Annotated in this window: 21 protein-coding genes; 7 read left to right on the forward strand and 14 right to left on the reverse strand. The window is 60.5% G+C overall.

Annotated features, from left to right (window positions below; translation table 11 throughout):
• Window positions 1-125: 125 nt before the first annotated feature.
• Window positions 126-1,058 (forward strand): dihydrodipicolinate synthase family protein, encoded by a 933-nt coding sequence (locus HJB83_RS27900; RefSeq protein WP_221115505.1) that lies wholly within the window; start codon window positions 126-128, stop codon window positions 1,056-1,058.
• Window positions 1,059-1,076: 18 nt separating this feature from the next.
• Here the strand turns inward: HJB83_RS27900 and HJB83_RS27905 are convergent, their stop codons facing one another.
• On the reverse strand, window positions 1,077-1,553 hold the full coding sequence (locus HJB83_RS27905) for a GNAT family N-acetyltransferase (RefSeq protein ID WP_221115549.1): 477 nt from the start codon (window positions 1,551-1,553) through the stop codon (window positions 1,077-1,079).
• A gap of 81 nt (window positions 1,554-1,634) precedes the next feature.
• Window positions 1,635-2,585: a GNAT family N-acetyltransferase gene (locus HJB83_RS27910; protein WP_221131679.1), complete on the reverse strand. Its 951-nt coding sequence runs from the start codon at window positions 2,583-2,585 to the stop codon at window positions 1,635-1,637.
• A gap of 139 nt (window positions 2,586-2,724) precedes the next feature.
• Here HJB83_RS27910 and HJB83_RS27915 point away from each other — a divergent pair, with 139 nt between their 5' ends.
• Both HJB83_RS27915 and HJB83_RS27920 read left to right on the forward strand, forming a co-directional pair.
• Window positions 2,725-3,660: a tyrosine recombinase XerC gene (locus tag HJB83_RS27915; RefSeq protein ID WP_221131678.1), complete on the forward strand. Its 936-nt coding sequence runs from the start codon at window positions 2,725-2,727 to the stop codon at window positions 3,658-3,660.
• Window positions 3,661-3,796: 136 nt separating this feature from the next.
• Window positions 3,797-4,870: a TraB/GumN family protein gene (locus HJB83_RS27920; protein WP_221131677.1), complete on the forward strand. Its 1,074-nt coding sequence runs from the start codon at window positions 3,797-3,799 to the stop codon at window positions 4,868-4,870.
• Window positions 4,871-4,878: 8 nt separating this feature from the next.
• Here HJB83_RS27920 and HJB83_RS27925 read toward each other — a convergent pair whose 3' ends face one another.
• The 7 genes from HJB83_RS27925 to HJB83_RS27955 all read right to left on the reverse strand — a co-directional run bounded on the left by HJB83_RS27925 (window position 4,879) and on the right by HJB83_RS27955 (window position 12,028).
• Window positions 4,879-5,379, reverse strand: a complete 501-nt coding sequence (locus tag HJB83_RS27925; protein ID WP_207582078.1) for a cytochrome b — start codon at window positions 5,377-5,379, stop codon at window positions 4,879-4,881.
• Window positions 5,380-5,555: 176 nt separating this feature from the next.
• Window positions 5,556-6,302: a ribonuclease activity regulator RraA gene (locus HJB83_RS27930; protein ID WP_221115502.1), complete on the reverse strand. Its 747-nt coding sequence runs from the start codon at window positions 6,300-6,302 to the stop codon at window positions 5,556-5,558.
• A gap of 21 nt (window positions 6,303-6,323) precedes the next feature.
• On the reverse strand, window positions 6,324-7,487 hold the full coding sequence (locus HJB83_RS27935) for a mandelate racemase/muconate lactonizing enzyme family protein (protein ID WP_207582080.1): 1,164 nt from the start codon (window positions 7,485-7,487) through the stop codon (window positions 6,324-6,326).
• A gap of 33 nt (window positions 7,488-7,520) precedes the next feature.
• Window positions 7,521-8,618: an ABC transporter ATP-binding protein gene (locus HJB83_RS27940; protein ID WP_207582081.1), complete on the reverse strand. Its 1,098-nt coding sequence runs from the start codon at window positions 8,616-8,618 to the stop codon at window positions 7,521-7,523.
• An 11-nt stretch (window positions 8,619-8,629) separates the two neighbouring features.
• The gene (locus HJB83_RS27945; RefSeq protein WP_207582082.1) at window positions 8,630-9,520 is read right to left on the reverse strand and encodes a carbohydrate ABC transporter permease; all 891 of its coding nucleotides are present in this window, start codon (window positions 9,518-9,520) and stop codon (window positions 8,630-8,632) included.
• Window positions 9,520-10,476, reverse strand: a complete 957-nt coding sequence (locus tag HJB83_RS27950) for a carbohydrate ABC transporter permease (protein ID WP_207582083.1) — start codon at window positions 10,474-10,476, stop codon at window positions 9,520-9,522. The genes HJB83_RS27945 and HJB83_RS27950 overlap by 1 nt, the downstream gene beginning before the upstream one ends.
• A gap of 73 nt (window positions 10,477-10,549) precedes the next feature.
• Window positions 10,550-12,028, reverse strand: coding sequence for a sugar ABC transporter substrate-binding protein (locus HJB83_RS27955; RefSeq protein WP_207582084.1), 1,479 nt, complete (start codon window positions 12,026-12,028; stop codon window positions 10,550-10,552).
• A 206-nt stretch (window positions 12,029-12,234) separates the two neighbouring features.
• Here HJB83_RS27955 and HJB83_RS27960 point away from each other — a divergent pair, with 206 nt between their 5' ends.
• The 4 genes from HJB83_RS27960 to HJB83_RS27975 are packed head-to-tail and all read left to right on the forward strand — an operon-like array spanning window position 12,235 to window position 16,790.
• The gene (locus tag HJB83_RS27960; protein WP_207582085.1) at window positions 12,235-12,945 is read left to right on the forward strand and encodes a GntR family transcriptional regulator; all 711 of its coding nucleotides are present in this window, start codon (window positions 12,235-12,237) and stop codon (window positions 12,943-12,945) included.
• Window positions 12,946-12,993: 48 nt separating this feature from the next.
• Window positions 12,994-14,160 carry a mandelate racemase/muconate lactonizing enzyme family protein gene (locus tag HJB83_RS27965; protein WP_221131676.1) on the forward strand — a complete coding sequence of 389 codons (1,167 nt, stop codon included), beginning with the start codon at window positions 12,994-12,996 and terminating at the stop codon, window positions 14,158-14,160.
• A gap of 51 nt (window positions 14,161-14,211) precedes the next feature.
• Entirely contained in the window at window positions 14,212-15,573 is a 1,362-nt protein-coding gene (locus tag HJB83_RS27970; RefSeq protein WP_221115501.1) for a mandelate racemase/muconate lactonizing enzyme family protein, read from the forward strand.
• A 17-nt stretch (window positions 15,574-15,590) separates the two neighbouring features.
• A complete protein-coding gene (locus HJB83_RS27975; RefSeq protein ID WP_221115500.1) occupies window positions 15,591-16,790 on the forward strand; it encodes a mandelate racemase/muconate lactonizing enzyme family protein in 1,200 nt (399 codons plus the stop codon).
• Between the two features lie 197 nt (window positions 16,791-16,987).
• On the opposite strand, the gene lpdA is transcribed toward HJB83_RS27975, so the two are convergent.
• The 5 genes from lpdA to HJB83_RS28000 are packed head-to-tail and all read right to left on the reverse strand — an operon-like array spanning window position 16,988 to window position 21,104.
• Window positions 16,988-18,394, reverse strand: a complete 1,407-nt coding sequence (gene lpdA / locus HJB83_RS27980) for a dihydrolipoyl dehydrogenase (protein WP_221115499.1) — start codon at window positions 18,392-18,394, stop codon at window positions 16,988-16,990.
• A gap of 26 nt (window positions 18,395-18,420) precedes the next feature.
• Window positions 18,421-19,059 carry a LysE family translocator gene (locus HJB83_RS27985; protein WP_221115498.1) on the reverse strand — a complete coding sequence of 213 codons (639 nt, stop codon included), beginning with the start codon at window positions 19,057-19,059 and terminating at the stop codon, window positions 18,421-18,423.
• A gap of 19 nt (window positions 19,060-19,078) precedes the next feature.
• On the reverse strand, window positions 19,079-19,831 hold the full coding sequence (locus tag HJB83_RS27990) for an SDR family oxidoreductase (protein WP_221115497.1): 753 nt from the start codon (window positions 19,829-19,831) through the stop codon (window positions 19,079-19,081).
• The gene (locus tag HJB83_RS27995) at window positions 19,828-20,358 is read right to left on the reverse strand and encodes a hypothetical protein (protein ID WP_221115496.1); all 531 of its coding nucleotides are present in this window, start codon (window positions 20,356-20,358) and stop codon (window positions 19,828-19,830) included. Before HJB83_RS27995 ends, HJB83_RS27990 begins: the two co-directional genes overlap by 4 nt.
• Entirely contained in the window at window positions 20,355-21,104 is a 750-nt protein-coding gene (locus HJB83_RS28000; protein WP_221115495.1) for a DUF4241 domain-containing protein, read from the reverse strand. Before HJB83_RS28000 ends, HJB83_RS27995 begins: the two co-directional genes overlap by 4 nt.
• Window positions 21,105-21,106 lie beyond the last annotated feature (2 nt).

The following is a 21,106-nucleotide window of genomic DNA, read 5'->3' on the forward strand; positions in this document are numbered from 1 at the left end:
CGCGCGATCGCCCGTTCCCATACGGAAAGCTTGCTGGACGAGCGATTGGCCGCATACATTGCCGAAAAGATCTTTGTTCGAAATGCCGAAGCGCTGTTCTTCGGCCGTTGAATTGGAGAGCACCAATGGCCAGACTGACCGAAGATGCCAAGGGCGTCTACGTGATCGCCGTAACCCCGTTCACCGATGACGGCGCGCTCGATCTCGCCAGTATCGACAGCATGGTCGATTTCTACGAGGGCGCCGGCGTCACCGGCCTGACGGTGCTTGGGCAACTCGGCGAGGCCCCGAAGCTGACCGCGGAGGAATCGCGGACCGTGGTCGAGCGTGTGCTGAAGCGCCTCGACGGACGTCTTCCCGTCGTCGTCGGAGTTTCGGCGCCGGGGCTTGCTCCGATGCGCGAACTTGCCGAAGCCGTCATCGGCAAGGGTGCTGCCGGCGTCATGGTCGCGCCGCCCTGGACCGTCAAGACCGACGACCAGGCTTTCGCCTTCTACCAATCGGTCGGTGAAGTCCTGGGCGATACGCCCTTCGTGCTGCAGGATTATCCGCTCACCACCAACGTGACGATCGCGCCCAAGGTTATCGAGCGCATCGTCAATGAGGTGCCGAATTGCGTCATGCTCAAGCACGAGGATTGGCCGGGCCTTTCAAAAATCACCGCGCTTCGCGCCGCCAGCGACAAGGGCACCATGCGGCGCATCTCCATCCTTTGCGGCAATGGCGGACTTTTCCTGCCCGAAGAGATGGGCCGCGGCGCCGATGGCGCGATGACCGGCTTTTGTTATCCTGAGATGATGGTTGGCGTCGTCGGGGCCTATGCGGCCGGTAACCTCGATCGTGCCCATGCGATTTTCGATGCCTATCTGCCGCTCGCCCGCTACGAACAACAGCAGGGCATCGGCCTTGCCTCGCGCAAATATGTGCTCGCCAAGCGCGGCGTGATCAAATCCGCCACCCTGCGCAAGCCGGGCGCCAAGCTCTCGGCGCTCGATGTTGCCGATGTCGAGCGGTTGCTGGCGCGTCAGGCCATCCGCCTCAAGGAGATCGGTGCGTGAGGCTTAAAACGTGAAGAATCAGCCCGAAACATCATGAGGCCGACCGGAGGGAATGTGGGGGAGGATTTCGAGACAATGTGTATCGCCGTCCCGCTCGTAGAGCTGAAATCCAAGCGCCTGCCAAAATTTGGCCGCGTCGGCATTTCCCGCATGAACGGTGACGATACTGCAGAAGGCCCGCGCATGATCCAGCAGAGCCAGGGCCAGCATCCGCCCGATGCCATGCCGGCGTATCTCTGGACGGATGTAAAAACGTCGCATTCGCAACGCTCCGGATAGGGTGGGTTCGATGGTCAGGCCTCCGATACCGGCGAGCGCCTTCCCGACATAGGCGCCGAGCAGCCTTTCGCCGTCACGCTCGAATCTGAGGTCTCCAGCCGACCATCCGGCGATAACGCGGCTGATATGGAGATGGCCCTCTTGCCGGGCCTCGCTTTCGAGGTCTGCGATCTCCCGCGGCAATCGATCGCGGATCACGCGGATATCGACCGTCATGGCAAAGCCGATGGATTTAAAGTCCTTTGTTTTATGCATGTCGTCATCCCGGAACCGCAGCACACTTCCGGACGACATGCATTAGAGTGCAGGAACGGAAAGCTTGCGAGGCATCGCCGCAGCCGGCGGGCCGACCGGCATGAAAGTCGCGTCGCCATTGGCTGCCATGTCGTGCACCGTATGCTTCTCCAGCGCCTTCGTCACGTCGTTGAGGTCGCCGTCCAGATGTTCGGCCGGAATGAGATTGCCGATGACGAAATCGAAGCGATCGCCGCGTTTGTTCAACAGTTCGTGGAACACCGTCATGTCGCGAAGCTCCGTCGACCATTTCGCCAGCCAGTAGAACAGGCCGGAATTACGCGCCGTCATATGGACGGGAAGGATCGGCAGATTGTATTTGCGCGCCAGCCCGACGGCCGAGGTTTTCCATGGACGTTCGTTGAGCCGGCCGTTCGCCCAGTAGGCGATGCGGCCTGACGGGAAGAGCACCGTCGCCTTGCCTTGCCGCACAGCGTGATTGGTCAACTGCAGCGTTTCGCGTGCCTTGAGCTTGCTCTTGTACTCCTCCCGCCATTCGACGGGGATGATCATCTCGGCAAACCGCGGATTGACGCGGATGGCATCGCGATTGGCGAAAAACATCATATCCGGCCGACGCGCTTTCAGCAGATCGAACACGGCGACACCATCGGCGATGCCTGTGGGATGGTTGCTGACGAGGATGAAGCCACCGGTATCGGGGATGCGTTCGCCATTGGTGATGCCGATATCGAGTTTCAGCACGTCGCTCAGATATTCGAACGACTGGAAGCCCGGCATCTTGGCGACGGCATTGGCGAATTCGATCGCCTTGTTGTAGCGCAGCAGCGTGTAGAGAAACGGCCGCATAACCGGCCAGAGCGGATTCTTCACGATCCTCTGGCCGCGTTCGGCAATCAGCCTATCGACGATATGACCGGGTTTTCCCTGTGAAACGAGAGCGATCGCTTCCGCGAGCTGTCCGAAAGCCGTCATGGAATCGCGCCGTGCCATGAAAGATCCTGTCTATGGGTATAAAGCTATCGCAGTAAAATATGATCTAGGGATGACAAGGGTTTGGCCGGCATTAGCAATTCCATAACCGTTCCTGCTCCAAATTGGCGGACTTGAAGGCAAATTCAAGGCCAGCGATGTGAATGAACTGCTTGTTATCGCCGATTCGCGCCTGATGGCGGAACGGGCCGCGTGGCTCGAAAACCTCGCCAGCGAGCGCCGTCTTTCCGAGCACACGCTCGATGCCTATGAGCGCGACACCCGCCAGTTCCTAACCTTCCTGACCGGCCACCTCGCCGGCCCGGCGACGCTTGGCGATATAAGGGAATTGCGCCCCGCCGATTTCCGCGCCTTTCTCGCAGCCAGGCGCAAGCAGGGCTCCGGGGCCCGCTCGCTCGGCCGCAATCTTGCCGGCCTTCGTTCGCTGCTGCGCCACTTGGAAAAGAAGGGTCTGGTCAATGCCGCCGGCGCGGGCGCGATACGCTCGCCGAAACAGCCGAAATCGCTGCCCAAGCCGCTGTCGGACACGCAGGCGATCACCGTCGTCAGCAATGAAGCCCAGCTCCATGACGAACCCTGGATCGCCGCGCGCGATGCGGCTGTCATGACGCTGCTCTACGGCTGCGGCCTACGCATCTCCGAAGCGCTGGGTCTCGTTCCCTCCGACCTGCAAAAGGGCGCCACAGCGCTGCGCATCACCGGCAAGGGCAACAAGACGCGGCTGGTGCCGCTGCTGTCGGTGGTTTTCGACGCCGTCGAGAAATACCGCACGCTCTGCCCCTATCACCTCGAACCCGGCGAGCCCCTTTTTCGCGGCGCCCGCGGCGGCAAGCTGCAGCCGGCGATCATCCAGCGCGCCATGCAGAAGATGCGCAGTGCCTTCGGCCTGCCGGAGACCGCGACACCCCATGCGTTGCGCCATTCCTTCGCCACCCACCTGCTTGCTGGCGGCGGCGATCTGCGCACCATCCAGGAACTGCTCGGCCACGCCAGCCTTTCCACAACGCAGGTCTATACCGGCGTCGATGCGTCGCGGCTGCTCGAGGTGTATGATCGGGCGCACCCGCGCGCTTAGAACCTTTTCTGGTCAGATTGAAAATTCTGCCGGAGCAAGAACGACTCTAAGCTTTCGTTAACGCATTCTCTTAAAGGAATATGCGCAAGCCGGGCGTAGAGCATGAAACCACAAGGCATGTGACCGGAACATCATCATGACGACATCGATCGGCCGCCGGACTTTTCTCGCAGCACCCGGCAATCTGCTGCTCTGGCTGATTGCCGCCTTTCACATGCTGCTTCTTGCGGCCCTGTTTGTGGCCTTTCTGGCTGCGCGACCGGCTGCGGCCGAAGAGGCGGCCTGCACCGGCCGCAATCTGATGGTCGAGCTGCAGCAGAACGACCCCGCCCGCTATGCCGAGGCGCTGAAGGAAGCCGACGCAACCCCGAACGGCAAGGGCATCTTCTGGAAGATCGAGAAGCCGGGGCTTGCGCCGTCATGGCTGCTCGGCAGCATGCACGTCACCGATCCGCGTGTTCTGGTCCTGCCGCCGCGCGCCCAGGCAGCCCACGACGCCGCCGACACGATCATCATCGAATCCGACGAGATCCTCGACGAAAGGAAGGCGACCGCCGCCCTGCTCGCAAGGCCGGAGCTGACGATGTTCACCGACGGCACGACGATCGACAAGCTGCTCTCCCCCGAGGACTACAAGCGCCTCGAAGCCGGTTTGAAGCAGCGCGGGATTCCGCTCAGTGCCGTTTCCCGCATGCGGCCTTGGATGATTTCGAGCGCCGTTGCCCTGCCGGCCTGCGAGATCGCCCGCAAGGCGAAAGGCGTGCAGTTCCTCGACCAGAAGATTGCCACCGACGCGGTTGCCGAAGGCAAGCAGGTGAAGGGGCTGGAAACCCTTGCCGAACAGATCCAGGCCATGGCCGACCTGCCGGTCGAATTCCATCTGAAGTCGCTGATCGAGACGCTGGAGCTCGGCGACAAGATGAGCGATGTCGTGGAAACAATGACCGACCTCTATCTCTCCGGCGAGATCGGCATGACCATGCCGATGCTGAAGACCGTGACGCCGAAGAAGGAAGGCGAAGATGACGACTATGCCGCCTTCGAACAGCGCGTCATCCTCGACCGCAACAAGGTGATGGCCGAGCGCGCCGCCCCGATCCTCGACGGCGGCAACGTCTTCATGGCGGTCGGCGCCCTGCACCTGCCCGGCAAGGCCGGCGTCATCGAACTGCTGCGCCGGCAGGGCTTCACGGTCAGTGCGGTGAACTGAACCAGCAATCAGCCGAACGTCATGCGGCGCAGCACATTGGTTTTCCAATAGAAATGATGGACGAGCGCGCCGGCGACATGCGCCGCGATCAGCGCCCAGAGAATGATCTTCAGGATATCCGCGTGGAGCGAACCGGCGGGATTGATGCCGAAATAGTAGGCGGCGATGCCCGTAAGCGGCATGGCGAAGATCAGGATATAGAGACCGGCATGGGCAAGCCGCGCGGCAAGACGGAAGATCGCCGGTTCCTTGGCGGCCTCGGCCGGCACGCCTTTGGTAACACGCAGCCCGAGCCGGACGATCGCAAGCAGCAGGATGGCGATGCCGACATAAGCATGGATATTCGCCGACGAAACCTGCTCCGGCGTCGGCACCTGCCCCCTGCGCATCAGCCGATGCCAGACATTCATGCCGTCGGGAAACAGCAGATTGAAGAAGATCAGCAGCGCCACCGTCCAATGAAGGAAGCGCTGGCTGAGACTGTAAGCCATGATGGACGGCTGCTGCATTTTCTCGACCTTCGTCAGATGTTGATCTCAGCGATTCTCAACAACCAGACTAGAGCATGATGCCGAAAAGTGTGCGCGGTTTTCGGACAACGTCATGCTCTAACTCTTTAATTTAGAACAGGATGATTCCAGGCCAACCGGGCCTAAAATCATCCTGTTATAGGGTAATCCATTGGCTAGGTTGTTCCCAAGCGGTTTGTCTTGCGCCACTCTTCGTACTCTCCGCGGGCATCGTCATGCAGCGGATAGTAGCGCTGCAACGACCCGCCTTCCATAAGCTTCACTCGCGAGAACTCCTCCCAATCGTGATGCTTTTGCGATTCTTCGATGACCTTCGAGGCCATTGCGACCGGAAGCATCACCACACCGTCATCGTCGGCGACGATGATGTCTCCGGGGATTACCGTGACACCGCCGCAGGCAATCGGGACGTTGACGGCGTTGGGATAGATGCCGGTCTGCACATGATAGTTGGGTGTCCAGCCGCGCAGCCATAAAGGCAGATCCAGCTTCTCGACATTGGGCCGATCGCGCATGCAGCCATCGATCACGATGCCAGCGCCGCCTCTGCCTTTGAAATAGGTCGACATCATATCGCCGAAGACGCCAGAACTCATGTCGCCGCGCGCATCGACGACGACCACATCGCCCTCCTGCACGTGATAAAGCACATGGCGGTGCAACTGCGTCTCCGGACCTGCATACTCTCCCTCGTTAAAAAGGTCCGGCCGCTGCGGCAGGAATTGAAGCGTCAGGGCGGGCCCGACGATCGACTTCCCGTGATTCTGCGCCACGGGACCGACCATGTGCGGATTGCGGAAGCCCATGTGGCCAAGCGTGCCGGCAACGGTCGCGGCGCCGATTTCTTTCAGTGCGTCGATCAACTCTTTGGGCGGTCGCGTAATGTCGGGCGTATGTGTCATTTTGTGCTCCGGTGGATGAAACTACCAGTTGGTGACAGAACCGTCGCGGCGCTTCAGGTGAGGCGCTTCCCAGAAACGAAAGCTCTCCGCCTTGACCGCCTCTTCGTTGACCTCGACGCCGAGCCCCGGCAGATCGTTGACCGGATAGTCGGGACCGTCGAGCCGTGGTTGCACGGGGAAGAAGTCGGAATTATCGAAGCCCAGCTTCGCTTCGGGCGCCCTGGTCTCGAGCCAAGCGAAATTCGGTACCGCGGCGGCGAGATGGATGGTCGCGGCCGTGCAGACGGGGCCGAGGGGATTGTGCGGCATCAGGTCCACATAGTGCGCCTCGCTCCAACCAGCGACCTTCATCGCTTCGGTGAGCCCGCCAACATTGCAAACATCGAGCCGGTTGAATTGATGTATGCCACGCTCGATGTAGGGCAGGAATTGCCACTTGCTGGCAAATTCCTCGCCGATGGCGAACGGGATGTCGGTCATCGTGCGCAGGGATTCGTAGGCCTCGGGTGTCTCGTCTCGTATCGGCTCCTCAAGGAAATCAAGCACGCCACGGCCGAGCTTGTTACAGAAGCTCGCCGCTTCTGCCACCGACAGCCGATGATGGTAATCGATGCCGAGGACGACCTCGTCGCCCAGTGCCTGGCGCGCCTTGTTTAGCATAGCTGCGGTAGCGCCGATCGACTCCCGCGGCTCAAAGACGTCCTTGCTGTTTTGCCCGATGGGGAAGAAGCGGATCGCCTGCCACCCTTGTGCGCGTAGTTCGCGGGCTCGCTCGATGGCAACATCGCCCTCGGCCTCGTCACCGGTCGAGGCGAAGGTCGGAATGCGGTCGCGCTGTTTACCGCCCAGCAATTCGTAGGCCGGCACCCCCAGCGCCTTGCCCTTGATGTCGTGAAGGGCAATGTCGATGGCTGAAATCGCCGCCTGCAGAACGCGCCCTCCTTCGAAGTATTGGCTGCGATAAACTTCTTGCCAGATCCGACCAATCTGCATCGGGTCGCGGCCGATGAGAAACTCGCGATAGTGCTCGATCGCGCCGGCCACGGCCTTCTCGCGACCGCTCAAGCCGCTCTCGCCCCAGCCGAAGATGCCGTTGTCGGTCTCGACCTTGACCAGCATCTGGTTGCGCGTTCCTACCCATACTGGATAGGGCTTGATCGCCGTGATTTTAAGCTTCGTAGTCATCAACGCCCTCGTTTCACACACATCGGCTTGGTCTCAGTTGGCCTTGAGGGCCATTTCTGTTTCGCCGTCGAACAAATGCATCCGCTCTTGATCGAACTCGAGCCAAATCTGTTCGTCGGGCGCGACGGCAATGGTCGGCGGCACGCTGACATTGACGATGGCGCCGGACAGCAACGCCTGTACGAAGGTGACGTCCCCGGTCGGCTCCACCGTGTAGGCCTTTGCCGGGATGCTTCCAGGCATCGCACTCTTGTGCAGCTTGATCGTCGAGTGACGTGCGCCGAGGACGACTTTCTTGGTGGTTGCCCTGGCGACCTTCTGGGCGTTGTTTGGCGAGAGTTCGAGGCACCAGCCCTCCGCGCTGGTCAACACGGTGTTGCCGCTTGCCGTTGATGCTTCCAGCGGAACAAGGCTCATCGCCGGGCTGCCGACGAAGCTGGCGACGAACATGTTCACCGGATGGGCAAAGACCTGCGCCGGTGAATCGTATTGCTGCAGGTAGCCGCCATTCATCACCGCCATCCTGTCGGCCATCGTGACCGCTTCGAGCTGGTCGTGCGTCACGTAGATGATCGTTGCTTTGAGGTCCTGGTGGAAACGCTTGATCTCCGACCGCATCTGCACGCGCAGCTTTGCGTCGAGGTTGGAGAGTGGTTCATCCATCAGGAATACCGCTGGATCGCGAACGAGGGCACGGCCCAGCGCCACGCGCTGCTGTTGCCCGCCCGAAAGTTCGCGTGGCTTGCGCTCGAGCAGCTGCGTCATATCGAGCACGCGCGCTGCTTCCTTGACCCTCTTGTCGATCTCGTCCCTTGGCAGTTTGCGCATCTGCAACGGGAACGCCAGATTTTTGTAGACCGATTTCTGCGGATAGAGCGCGTAGTTCTGGAACACCATTGCGATGTCCCGGTCCTTGGGGTCGAGGTCGTTGACCACCCGGTCGCCGATGACGATGTCGCCGGATGTGATGGGGATGAGCCCTGCCACAAGATTGAGTGTGGTGGTCTTGCCGCAGCCTGAAGGGCCGACGAGCGCAACGAATTCGCCGTCGTTGACCGTCAGCGAAACATTGTTGACAGCTTTGAAGCTGCCATAGGTCTTGACCAGATCTTTGAGGACCACGTGGGCCACCGGCAACTCCCCTAGTGCTTGACTGCGCCTTCCGTGAGGGCGCGTACGAAGTATCGTTGCAGGACAAGGAACAGGACCACGACGGGCACGCTCATCATGAAGCTGGCCGCCATCAGACCCGGAAAGTCCGTTGTATTTTCCGAGAAGAAGCGCTGAATGCCGACCGGCAGCGTCAACTGATCGTTCTTGGAGAGGAAGGTGTAGGCGTAGATGTACTCGTTCCACGCGCCAATGAAGGAATAGATCGCCGTGGCGATAATTCCTGGCGCCGAGAGCGGCATCACGATCAGGAAAAAGGCCTGGAACCGCGTTGCCCCGTCGATGCGCGCCGCCTGCTCGAGTTGCACCGGGATATTGTCGTAGAAGCCCTTGAGGAGCCAGATTGCCAGCGGTAGGCCGAATGTGAGGTAGGTGAGGACGAGCGACCCATGCGTGTTCACCAGCCCGATCGCGCGCATCAGGATGAAGAGCGGCACGAGAAAGATCACTGCCGGGAACATGTTCCGAAGCAAGACGGCGAAGAACAGAAAGTTCCGGCCCGGGAAGGTGAAGCGTGAAAACGCGTAGGCCGCAGGAACTGCCACGATCACCGAAAGGATGGTCGTGGCGGTGGAGACGAAAAGGCTGTTCCAAAAGAAGCGCAGGAAGTCCTGGCCGACGCTGTTTTGCGGATCGAGCAGCTTTTGGTAGCTGGCGAGGGTGGGGTGGTCTGGCCACCATTGCGGCGGGAATTGCATGGCCGCGAAGCCGGACTTGATCGAGGTGATCAGCATCCAGATCATCGGTAATGCGGTGTAAAGCAGCATGAACACAAGGAAGATGCGTCCGCCCCACCGCCATCCATCGATGCGCATACGGCGACGCGCCCGGCCTCGATGAGCAGTCTCGGCAATCGTGCTCATCAACTCCCGTCCTTTTGCTCGTTGCCGCTCAGCGCACGGACGTAGAAGTAGCCGAGCGACATCAGGATCAGGAACAGCAGCACCGAATAGGCCGATGCCACTCCCCAGCGCTGGCGGCCGAAGGCGAGTTCATAAATATGGGTGATCCAGATATGCGATGCATTCGACGGCCCGCCGCCGGTCATGATCCAGGGGATGATGAAAGAATTGAAGTTGGCCACTGCCAGCAGAAGGATCGTCACAGTCGAGACGTTTCTCAAGTGCGGGAAGGTGACGTGCCAGAACCGCTGCCATGCATTGGCTCCGTCGACTTTTGCGGCGCGTAGCAACTGGTCGGGAACCGTCTGCAGGCCAGCCATCATCATGATCATGGCAAAGGGAAACTCTCGCCAGATATTGACGACGATCAGCGAGGGCAGCACCGTGCTGACGCTGTCGATGAAATTCGGCGGCCGGTCGGCCAATCCGAGGCCGACCAGCACCGCCCCAATGATCCCAAAGTCCGAATGGTAGATCCACTTCCAGATATAGGACGCGGCGACCGCGCTGATGACCCAGGGAATGATCAGGACGGCGCGCAGGATGCCACGGCCGACAAAGTCACGATGGAGCGCCAGGGCGCTGGCAAACCCCAGGACAAATGAGATGAAAGTGGATCCCAGTGTCCAGATAAGAGTGTTCGAGGTGACCTTCCAGAACACCGGACTTGTGAGGATGGAGATGTAGTTGTCGAGGCCGATGAAAATCTTGTCCCGCAGCTGCAGGCCAGGCGGTGTGTTGAAGAACGACAGTTCGATCGTGTAGTAGATAGGGTAGGCTATGACGATGAGCATCACGGCGATCGCAGGAAGCACGTACGCGTAGTCAGCGCGATGCTGCCAAATCTTTCGCAGCACGCCGGACCTATCGAGTTGCGGTCTTCGTCGAGCCTCGGCCTTGCCAGTCAAGATCGTCACAGTGCCGCGCCCTTATTCTTCGGAGCAAACCGGCTGCAATCGAGGCGCAGCCGGTCAGATCGTCTGGCTTGGACTAGAGTCCGCCGTCCATCAGGTCTTTTACCTTCTTGGCTGCGTCATCAGCCGCTTGGTCGACGGTCATGGCTCCGGTCAGGGCATTCTGCAGCATGTCCGGGACGATGATGTTCATGATCTCGGGGGACTGTGGCAGCGCCGGGAACGGGATGCCGTATGGAAGCATCGAGGTCGTGACATCAAGGAACTTGATACTATCAAGACGTTCCTTCATCCATTTGGTCTTGAAGCCGTTAAGGTTTCCCGGGTTCGAGCCGGCATAGGCCATCTTCAGCGACCATTCGGGGCTCGTCCACATGCAGATGATAGCCTTTGCAGCCGCCTCGTCTACCTTGCCGCCCTCGACATATTCGGGCTTCAGGATGTGAATGTTGGAGCCGCCAAACACGACGGCACGCTTGCCGTCGGGGCCAGTCGGAATCAGGCCGTAGCGCATGTTGTCGATTACGGTCTGCGCCTTGTCCTTGTCGGTATCCGTCGCCTTTTTCTGCAGGTCGAGCATGACGTTGTAGTCGGACGGGTGCGAGATCATCATGCCGAGCTGGCCAGCGAGGAAGAGCGGCTGGTTGTCGGCCTGCTGGTTGGTGAGCGCCGAAACCGGAACCGACTTGTCGCGAACATACATATCGTAGGAGGCTTGCAATGCCGCCTTGCTCTGCGGACTGTTGAGTTCGACCTCCTTATAGGTCGGGTTGGCGGTAGCTTCGTCGAAGACGCCACCACCATAGGCCCATAGCTGCGGCATGAAACGGTACGGCGTATTGCCGGCATTCTTGCGAGCCACGAGACCGTAACCGGCAATGCCGAGCTTGTCGTGGATCTGTTTGGAATCCTTGACGACGTCGTCCCAGGTTGCCGGAGCCTTATCCGGATCGAGGCCTGCACGCTTGAAGATGTCGGCGTTCCAGATGAACGCCATCGTCTCGTTGTTGGTGGGAATGCCGTAAGTCACCCCCTCCCAGGTTACAGCCTTCATTGCGCCCGGCCAGAAATCCTCGGTCGAATACCCTACATCCTCGGGTTTGAGCGGCTGCAAATAGCCCTTTGAGGCGAACTCGGTGCCGCCCAGGATTTGCAGGCGGACCGCCATGGGCGCAGCATTGCCAAGGAGCGCGGTCCGGAACTTGTCCAGCAGGTCATTATAGGTGAGGGCTTGTTCCTCAAGCTCGATGTTTGGATAGGTTTTGCGGAAGGTCTCGAAGAACTCCTTGTAATACTGGCGCAGGAGGTCGGGGTCGCCCTCGAACACGCCCTGATACCAGAAAGTCAGTCGCCCCTTATAGTCGAGCGGAGTGACCTTGGCGCAATCGGCCGCCGTGTCAAAATCCTGTGTGCCAGCAATCGAACGCACATATTGCGGCGACCACTTGCTCAAGTCGACCGACGCTCCGAGCGCCGACGCGGACATCAACGACATCATCAAAGCAGTGGAAACAGTGCCGCGCAGGACGGCACCACCGAATGAAATCCTCGACATAGGTATCCTCCAGGTTCTCCCATGCCGCTCTGCATCGAGGCGAGCGGTCTTTGCTCATTGGCTGCGGGTCGTTTTCAGCCAATGTATCTCTTTGGACAGATCATACGTTTTCAGATCGAAGATTGCCTGTCAACTGGAGAAATCGTACATTGTTTAGATAATCGTCGCGTGATATCGAAGCAATATATGTATTGATGGGGACAGCTTTGGCCGAAACAAGCGATTTTAAAGCGCAGCCACCCGAGGGGATCGACGCTATCGGGGCCTCCAGCGAGGGCGCCTCGCTTTATCAGTTGATCAGGGACGACATTATTGAAGGGCGGCTCGCTGCCAACGAACGGCTTGTCGTCACCGATCTCGCCCGGCGCCACGGCACCTCGACCAACCCGGTGCGAGAGGCTCTGCAACTATTGCGCGGGGAGGGCTTCGTCACCCTCGTTCCCAACCGCGGGGCGCGCGTCCGGCCCATAGATCAGGATTTTGTTCGGGACATCTACGAAATAGGAGTCTTGATCGAGCCGGCACTGACGCGATGGTTCGTGAATATGGCCACCGTCGAGGACATTGCTGAACTCGAACGCATCCAGGGCTTGATCGAAGAGAACAACTTCGCCGACACGTTCAGGCACAGCGAGCTGGACACCGCCTTTCACACCGTAATGTACCAAAGGCACTACAACCGCCATGCCGCCGAGCTTTGGTGGAAGCATCGCGAAGTGCTTCGAGCCGTGAGCCGGCGTTTCAACTTCACGCTCGCCCGGCGTGCCGCGATCCTTAGCGAGCATCGCGAGCTCATCGCGCATGTAAAAGCGGGAAATGCGAACGAGGCAGGCGAACTCATCGCACGCCATGTCGAGGGCTCCGGCCGGCACATCCTCGAACACATGCGTGCGCGAAACGCCGCTCGGGCAGGATAGAGGCCTCGAATATCGTTATCCCGACCACTTCAGATAAAGGCAGTTGAGATGAAAATCACCAGCGTTCGGCCGTGGCTGATCAAGTCCGATGCTTCTTATTGGGGAGAGTATCTGTTCGTCGAAGTGACGACCGACGAGGGGGTGAGCGGCTGGGGAGAAATCACCACCACGACAAGGCTCGCTAATCGCGCCCTCTGCACGATCCTGCGGCAGATCGGTGCCGCTGTGACAGGCGAGGACCCGGCGCGTATTGAGTATCTGTGGCACAAGATATTCCGCAGCTTCACCTACATGGGCAGTCGGGGTGCCGCAGTCGAATGCGTGAGCGCCATCGACATAGCCCTCTGGGATATCCGAGGCAAAGTCCTCGGTAAGCCGGTTTACGAACTGTTGGGTGGACCGGTACGCGATGAAATTGCGCTCTACACCCATCCCAACCAGGCCAAATTTACCAGCAACGAGGCTGTGGTCCGCGAAATTCGAGACATTGTCGAGTCCGGCCACACGGCGCTCAAGTTCGATCCTTTCCCCCACCAAGGCCGCACCGCCGATGGACAGTTTCGCGAACAGCGGGACGGCTACCTCGATGGCAGCATGACCCGCAAAGATGAGCGCGAAGCCGCCGAACTCACTGCTCTGATCCGCGAAACGGCGGGCTCTGATGTCGACATCCTCATCGATGCGCACGGCCGGTTCGACGTTCCCACCGCCATTCGCCTTTGTCGAAGCCTCGAGGAAGCTGGTCAGATCGACTGGTTCGAGGAGCCCTGTCCACCGGAGAGCCTCAACGCTCTCAGACAGGTCCGTGAGAAGGTCAGCGCCGCTATCTCGTGGGGCGAACGCGGCCACACGAAGTGGGATTTCGTGCCGGTGCTCGAAAACAAGCTCGCTGACTACATCATGCCTGATGTCACATGGACCGGCGGCATTACCGAACTCAAGAAGATTTCTGCCCTATGCGAAGCCTACTACATCCCGGTCTCGCCGCATGACGCCGCAGGGCCGATCAATGTGGTTGCGGGAGCGCAGGTGATGATGACCGTTCCCAACTTCTACAAACTCGAAACGTCGGAGTGGAACCTGGGTAAATACGATCACCTCATCGACAGACCACTCGATGTTTCGAACGGTAGCCTCAAGCTTACGCCCAAGCCCGGTCTCGGCGTCGAAATGAACCGCGACTACCTTCAAAACCACGAGATAGAGCTGGACTAGCAACCCAGCGTGCACGGCGATGAGCCCAGCCGACCAAAACGAGGATAAATTATGCCAGAGGCAGATGGAGCCGACGAGGCGCTCAATCGGGTGAACACGCATTCCAAGCCGTCCGATCTTCGCATCACCGACATGCGGGTAGCCGAAATTGTCGGCGCGCCGTTCACCTCAGTGCTGCTTAAGATTTACACCAGCCAGGGCATCGTCGGGCTTGGCGAGGTGCGCGACGGCGCCAGCGCCACCTATGCGCTGATGCTGAAGAGCCGGTTGCTTGGCGAGAACCCTTGCGACATCGACCGCCTGTTTCGCCGGATCAAGCAGTTCGGCGGGCACGGACGGCAAGGCGGCGGCGTATCCGCGGTTGAAATCGCGTTGTGGGATCTTGCCGGCAAGGCCTATGGTGTCCCTATCTACCAGATGCTCGGCGGCCGGTTTCGGGAGAAAGTGCGCGTCTACTGCGATACCGACGCCACCGTGCCGAGCGGCACCGAGACCGGCAAGCGCCTCAAGCAGCGCATGGAACTCGGCTTCACCTTCCTCAAGATGGATTTGGGACTGATGCAGATCGCGGATGTGCCCGGAGCCGTCGTCTTTCCTGCCGGCTCATTGGAAGGATACCGCGACGGTCCCAGTCGCGGGCCGCTGAAGACCATTGAAGAGCGGCGTGTCCGCAACGCTGCGTACGATTTGCATAACGTCCAGCACCCGTTTACCGGCCTCCACTTTTCCGACAAGGGCCTCGACCTGCTTGAGCAATACATCGCCGAGGTTCGTGAGGTCATCGGCATGGATGTGCCGCTCGCCATCGATCATATCGGCCATATCTCGATGCAGAACGGCATTCGCCTCGCCCGGCGAATTGAAAAATACGTGCCGGCCTGGCTCGAAGATGTGATCCCATGGCAGTATACCGAGCAATACCGACAACTGCAGGACGCCACCACGGTGCCGATCTGCACTGGCGAGGACATATACCTCAAGGAGGGCTTCGAGCCTCTGCTCAACAGCGGCGGCGTCTCCGTTATCCACCCGGACCTGCTCACCAGTGGAGGCATCCTCGAAACCAAGAAGATTGGTGATATGGCGCAGGACCAGGGCGTCGCCATGGCCATCCATATGGCAGAAAGTCCAATCGCCGCAATGGCCGCGGCACATGTCGCGACCGCGACCGAAAATTTCATGGCGCTCGAATACCATTCCGCCGATGTCGACTGGTGGGACGATATCGTCACGGGCCTTCCCGGGCCGCTGGTGAAGAATGGCTTCATCACTGTTTCGGACAAGCCCGGCCTGGGGATTGACGACGTTGTCGACGAGGTGATCTCGCAGCATCTGCAGCCGGGCGTCACCGGCATTTGGCAGCCTACGGATCACTGGGACGATGAGTATTCCTGGGATCGCACCTGGAGCTGAGGCGAAAAGGAACGAAGATGAAGATCACTGATCTCCGCTGCGCCGTTATTGGCAAACACCCGATCGTGCGCATCGTTACGGACGAGGGCCTCTATGGCTTGGGCGAAGTCGAATTCACCAAGTCCTACCTCAAGCCCTTTGTGCTGCATTTCCACGAGGCGCTGGTCGGCGAGGATCCGACCGACGTCGAGAGAGTCATGCTGAAGATCCGCCAACGCGGCTCTTTCAAGCCGTACGGCGCGGCGGTGAGCGCTATCGAGCATGCGCTGTGGGATATTGCTGGCAAGGCCGCGGGCGTGCCCGCCTATAAACTGCTCGGCGGCAAGGTGCGGGACAAGGTGCGCGTCTACAACGGCTCAGTTCGCCAGAAGCGCACCGGCGACCGGCCGGAGGATTACGCCGCTGACGTCAAATGGATGATGGAGCAGCCGCAGAACTTCTTCATGGTCAAGCAAGGAATCTCGTTCCACTCCAACATGAAGGACACCATCGAGGGCTTCCACTACGGCGTGACGCAGAACAAGGCCGGCTATCACGGCGCCATGGATCAAGGCGTGATCAGCGAGCGCGGTTTCAATCACATGCTCGACTGCGTGATCGCGATGAAGGAGGTGCTAGGCGACAAAGTCAGCCTGGCGCTCGACTGCGGCCCGGGCTGGATGCTGCCCGATGCAATTAAGTTCGCTCGCGCGGTCGAGAAGTACAATTTGATGTGGCTCGAGGACATGCTGACCGGCGACTACGTGCCGTGGGTCAATCCGCAGGCCTACCGGGAACTGACAACCTCCACCTCGACGCCAATCCACACTGGTGAGCAGATCTACCTGCGGCACAATTTCAAAGAACTGATCGAGACGCAGGCGGTACGCGTCATCGGCCCCGATCCAGCCGACGTTGGCGGCATTGCCGAGCTCAAATGGGTCGCCGAGCATGCCTACATGCATTCGATCCTGATGGCACCGCACGGCACCGCTAACGGCCTGCTGGGCCTCGGCGCGTTGATCAATGTCTGCGCCACGTTGCCGGCAAATTACGTCGCGTTCGAATATCCGACCGCTTCCGACCCCTGGTGGGAGGATCTTGTCATCGGCTTGCCGCCGCAGATCGTGAAGGACAGCATGGTGGACCTACTGGAAGCGCCGGGGCTGGGCGTCGATATCGACGCTGAACGAGCCAGGAGATATCTCAGGGAAGAGGATGCAGGCTTTTTCGACTGAACCTCCCTCCACCTGCCGTGCCCATCTTGTCGGGCGCAGGGGAATAGGGTTGTCAAAATAAGCGGCATCGACCTGCAAGCAGGGAATGGCGGTTCGATGCCGCCTTTGCGCACCGCGTCGAAAGCGCTGAAGGTTTAGTCTAAAAAAGCCGCCCGCCTTCCGGCAAGCGGCTGTATGCTTTGTTACGATATGTAGGATTACATATGGATCGGCTTGAAGAAGGTCGCGAGCGCGGCCTCCTTCACCGCTTCCGACATGGTCGGATGCGCGTGGCAGGTACGGCCGAGATCTTCCGACGAGCCGCCGAACTCCATCAGCACGGTGATCTCGTGGATCATCTCGCCGGCGCCGAAGCCGACGATATGGCCGCCGAGCACCCGGTCGGTTTCCTTGTCGGCAAGGATCTTGACGAAACCGTCTGTCGCCAGCATCGCGCGGGCGCGGCCATTGGCCGTGAACGGGAACTTGCCGACCTTGTAGGCGATGCCCGCGGCCTTCAGTTCTTCCTCGGTCTTGCCGACCGAAGCGATCTCCGGCTGCGTGTAGACGACGCTCGGAATCACCTCGTAATTGACGTGCCCATGCTGGCCGGCGAGAATTTCGGCGAGCGCCACACCCTCGTCTTCCGCCTTGTGCGCCAGCATCGGACCCTTGACCACGTCGCCGATCGCATAGATGCCGGCGACATTGGTCTTGAAGTGACCGTCGATCTCGACGCGGCCGCGATTGTCAAGCGTAACACCGGCCTCTTCCAGGCCGAGACCCGCCGTATAGGGCTTGCGGCCGGTGGCGATTAGCACGACGTCGGCGTCGAGCGTCACCTTGTCACCGCCCTTGGCCGGCTCGAATGTGATCTTGGCGCACTTGTCGCCCTTTTCGACGCCGGTCACCTTGGCGCCGAGATGGAAATCGATGCCCTGCTTGGCGAGCATGCGCTGGAACTGTTTGGAGACTTCGCCGTCCATGCCGCCGAGAATGGTGTCGAGATATTCGACGACGGTGACCTTGGCGCCAAGCCGCGACCAGACCGAGCCGAGTTCGAGCCCGATGACGCCGCCGCCGACGACGATCAGAGTTTCCGGCACCTTTTCCAGCGCGATGCCGCCGGTGGACGAGATGATGGTCTTCTCATCGATCTCGACCTGCACGCCGGGAATGCCGGCAATGTCGGAGCCGGTGGCAATGACGATGTTCTTGCCTTCGATCTCCTGCACCTTGCCGTCGTCGGCGGTGACGGCAACCTTGCCTGCCGAGACGATCTTGCCGCTGCCCTGGAAGGCATCGATCTTGTTTTTCTTGAAGAGGAAGGCGACGCCGTCGACATTCGACTTCACCGTGGCGTCCTTGTGGGCCATCATATTGCCGAGGTTGAGCGTCGGCGCCGGGACGTCGATCCCGAGAGCGCTCATGCCGTGGCCGGCCTGATGGAACATTTCGGAGGCATGCAGCAGGGCCTTCGACGGAATGCAGCCGACGTTCAGGCAAGTGCCGCCATAGGTCGCGCGCTTTTCGACGACAGCGACCTTGAGGCCGAGCTGGGCTGCTTTGACGGCGCAGACATAGCCGCCCGGGCCGGTGCCGATAATGATCACATCGTAGGACATTGCTTCTTTCCCTTTGGATTTTTCGTTTAGTCGGCCGCGCGCGACAGCGCGAGGCGGAAGCCGAAGCCGACGAGCGCCGCTCCGGTGATGCGGTTGAACCATTTGCCGCTGGCAATGAAGCGGTCACGGATCGCCTTGACCGTGAAGAAATAGGAAACGCCGGCAAACCAAGCGATCAGCGCCGTCGCCATGCCGATGCCGTACGAGAACTGGATCAGCGCCGGCGTGTCGTGATGCACGAGCGTCGAAAACAGCGACAGGAAGAACAGCACCGGCTTCGGGTTCAGCGCATTGGTGATGAAACCCATGCCGAGGCATTTCAGCATCGAGACCGGCTTGCGATCCTCGGCCGTCACCTCGATCTCCTGCACCTTGAAGCCGGGGTCGCGGAACGACTTGATGCCGAGATAGACCAGATAGGCGACACCAGCCCATTTGATGACCGCAAACAGCATCAGCGATTTCGAGACGATCAGGCCGAGGCCGAGGATCGTGTAGCTGATATGAAAGAGCAGCGAGAAGCCCATGCCGAGCCCGGTCATGATGGCGGCGCGCCGCCCATGCACGATGCTCTGGCGCAAAATGACGGCGAAATCGGCCCCCGGCACGACGATGAAGATCGAGAAGACGGCCATAAGGCCGAGGAATTCGAGGATGTAAGGCATGCTGTTTTCGCCCTGTCTTTTAGCGGCCGCCGCTCACGTTAAGGATCGCGCCGGTTATATAGGAAGCCGAAGGGGATAGAAGATAGAGGATCGCATCCGCCACCTCCTCGGGCGTGCCGCTGCGCTGCATCGGGATCGATGGCGCCATTTCACGGGCCCGGTCCGGCAGCCCGCCGGATGCATGGAGATCGGTTTCGATGACGCCGGGCCTGATAGCGTTCACGCGGATGCCCTCGGCGGCGACCTCGCGCGAAAGCCCGATGGTGAACGTGTCGATCGCACCTTTCGAGGCGGCATAATCGACATATTGCGTTGGCGAACCGAGGATCGCCGCCATCGACGAGACGTTGACGATCGCGCCGCCCCGCCCACTATAGCGGCTCGACATGCGGCGCACGGCCTCTGCGGCGCAGAGCATGGAGCCGGTTACATTGATGCGCATCATGCGTTCGATCCGCTCTGCCGCCATCTCGTCGACGCGCTGCGGATAGTCGACGACGCCGGCATTGTTGACGAGCCCGTCGAGCCGGCCGAAATGCCGATCGACCGCTGCAAACATCGCGACGATATCCGCAGCCTTGCCGACATCGCCCGCAATCGCCACGGCATCGCCGCCGTCTTCGGCAATCGCTGCAACGACGGCATCGGCGGCTTTGCGGTTGGAAGCGTAATTCACCGCAACACGCCAGCCCTGGCGCGCGGCGAGCCGCGAGACGGCCGCGCCGATGCCCCGGCTTCCGCCGGTCACGAGAACAACCGGTGCATTACTCATATCGCGCACTCCTTGAATGTCAGCACGTCCCAGGGCGCCAAGGTAGCCTTGCCCTCGCCCCAGGCGCTGGATTGGCGGATGGCGGGACCGAGACCGGGGAACACGAGCTTTTCGGCCGCCGCGGCACCTTCCGGCTGCAGATTGTCCATCTCGCCCTTGGCATCCATGCCATAGACGGCGCCTTGCCAGACGGTGCAGGCATTAAGATCGGCACCGGTCGCGTCACCCTCGGGGCAATTGAACATCAAGATGCCGATGGCGCGCACCGGATCTTCCGACGGCATGACATAGCCTTCCATCACCACCGGCGTCTTGAGAGCACTGACCTTGAACTGGTTGCTCGCCGCGGCCGACTGTGAATTCAGCGGGGCAAAGCGCAACTCGTATGCCCCGTCGCGATCGACGTAAATGGCCTGTTCCTGCTTGCAGGCGGCGCTGAGCGTCGATAACGGAACGGCGAAAAACGCGGCGGCTGCGATCGCAGCCATGCCTTTCCGTTTCGCCGTGATCCCAATCCTCCTGCTCATTGCAGCTTCGGCTCCTTCCGCCCGTCGGCATTCTCGACAACGCTGAAATCCGTCAGCAGCACCAGCGCCCGGCCATCGCGATCGAGCCCCCAGAAAACCGGATAGAAGCCGTCGCCCCAACCGCTCCAGAATATCGCGACATTGCCCTTCTTGCCGGCGACCGGCCGGTGCAGCGCGTAACTGCCCTTGTTGGCGTCGAGGTCGGATGCCAGCACGTCGTCGTAATAATTGATGTCGGCGTCAGGCTTTTGCGCCTGCACCTGCGCTTCACGTTCTCCGATCAGACCAAGCGTCTCGGCATCCATGTAACAGCCGAGGCCGGCATCGACGGGGTAACCGAAGATCTCGCCGTCCTTCAGTGTCGCTACATCCTGCCCGGGCAGGACCGCAAGCTCCCAGTGATCCGGCTTGCCCGCGGCAAACCGCATGCTGGCGGCCGCGATGCGTCCGAAGGCCTGGTAGAGTGTCACCGGATATTCGCCCTGCGCAACCGTTCTTGCCAGCGCCGGACGATCGGGCTGAGCGAGCGGATCGGCCGCAACGATGCGCCCCGAGGTCAGCTCGACATTGCCCATATGGATCACGCCGATCGACCGGCCGGAGAGTTCGGCGTCGCTGAGCGCCACCAGTTCGAAATTGCTGCTTGCCTTGCTGATATCTAAGCCGGCCGCCGTTGCTGAAACCGGGACATGCGCGGCGGCAGCGCAGAGAAGAAGACGCGCCGCTCGCATGATCCGGTTTCGCATGG

The organism is Rhizobium sp. NZLR11, assembly GCF_019685115.1.
Lineage (GTDB): Bacteria > Pseudomonadota > Alphaproteobacteria > Rhizobiales > Rhizobiaceae > Rhizobium.

Excerpts from the sequence above, each read along its gene's own strand:
- HJB83_RS27955 (WP_207582084.1), bottom strand. The coding sequence starts at position 12,028 with ATGTCGAGGATTTCATTCGGTGGTGCCGTCCTGCGCGGCACTGTTTCC.
- HJB83_RS27920 (WP_221131677.1), top strand. The coding sequence starts at position 3,797 with ATGACGACATCGATCGGCCGCCGGACTTTTCTCGCAGCACCCGGCAAT.
- HJB83_RS28000 (WP_221115495.1), bottom strand. The coding sequence starts at position 21,104 with ATGCGAAACCGGATCATGCGAGCGGCGCGTCTTCTTCTCTGCGCTGCC.
- HJB83_RS27905 (WP_221115549.1), bottom strand. The coding sequence starts at position 1,553 with ATGACGGTCGATATCCGCGTGATCCGCGATCGATTGCCGCGGGAGATC.
- HJB83_RS27910 (WP_221131679.1), bottom strand. The coding sequence starts at position 2,585 with ATGGCACGGCGCGATTCCATGACGGCTTTCGGACAGCTCGCGGAAGCG.
- HJB83_RS27985 (WP_221115498.1), bottom strand. The coding sequence starts at position 19,059 with ATGCCTTACATCCTCGAATTCCTCGGCCTTATGGCCGTCTTCTCGATC.
- HJB83_RS27965 (WP_221131676.1), top strand. The coding sequence starts at position 12,994 with ATGAAAATCACCAGCGTTCGGCCGTGGCTGATCAAGTCCGATGCTTCT.
- HJB83_RS27935 (WP_207582080.1), bottom strand. The coding sequence starts at position 7,487 with ATGACTACGAAGCTTAAAATCACGGCGATCAAGCCCTATCCAGTATGG.
- HJB83_RS27945 (WP_207582082.1), bottom strand. The coding sequence starts at position 9,520 with ATGAGCACGATTGCCGAGACTGCTCATCGAGGCCGGGCGCGTCGCCGT.
- HJB83_RS27900 (WP_221115505.1), top strand. The coding sequence starts at position 126 with ATGGCCAGACTGACCGAAGATGCCAAGGGCGTCTACGTGATCGCCGTA.
- HJB83_RS27975 (WP_221115500.1), top strand. The coding sequence starts at position 15,591 with ATGAAGATCACTGATCTCCGCTGCGCCGTTATTGGCAAACACCCGATC.
- HJB83_RS27990 (WP_221115497.1), bottom strand. The coding sequence starts at position 19,831 with ATGAGTAATGCACCGGTTGTTCTCGTGACCGGCGGAAGCCGGGGCATC.
- lpdA (WP_221115499.1), bottom strand. The coding sequence starts at position 18,394 with ATGTCCTACGATGTGATCATTATCGGCACCGGCCCGGGCGGCTATGTC.
- HJB83_RS27925 (WP_207582078.1), bottom strand. The coding sequence starts at position 5,379 with ATGCAGCAGCCGTCCATCATGGCTTACAGTCTCAGCCAGCGCTTCCTT.
- HJB83_RS27930 (WP_221115502.1), bottom strand. The coding sequence starts at position 6,302 with ATGACACATACGCCCGACATTACGCGACCGCCCAAAGAGTTGATCGAC.
- HJB83_RS27970 (WP_221115501.1), top strand. The coding sequence starts at position 14,212 with ATGCCAGAGGCAGATGGAGCCGACGAGGCGCTCAATCGGGTGAACACG.
- HJB83_RS27995 (WP_221115496.1), bottom strand. The coding sequence starts at position 20,358 with ATGAGCAGGAGGATTGGGATCACGGCGAAACGGAAAGGCATGGCTGCG.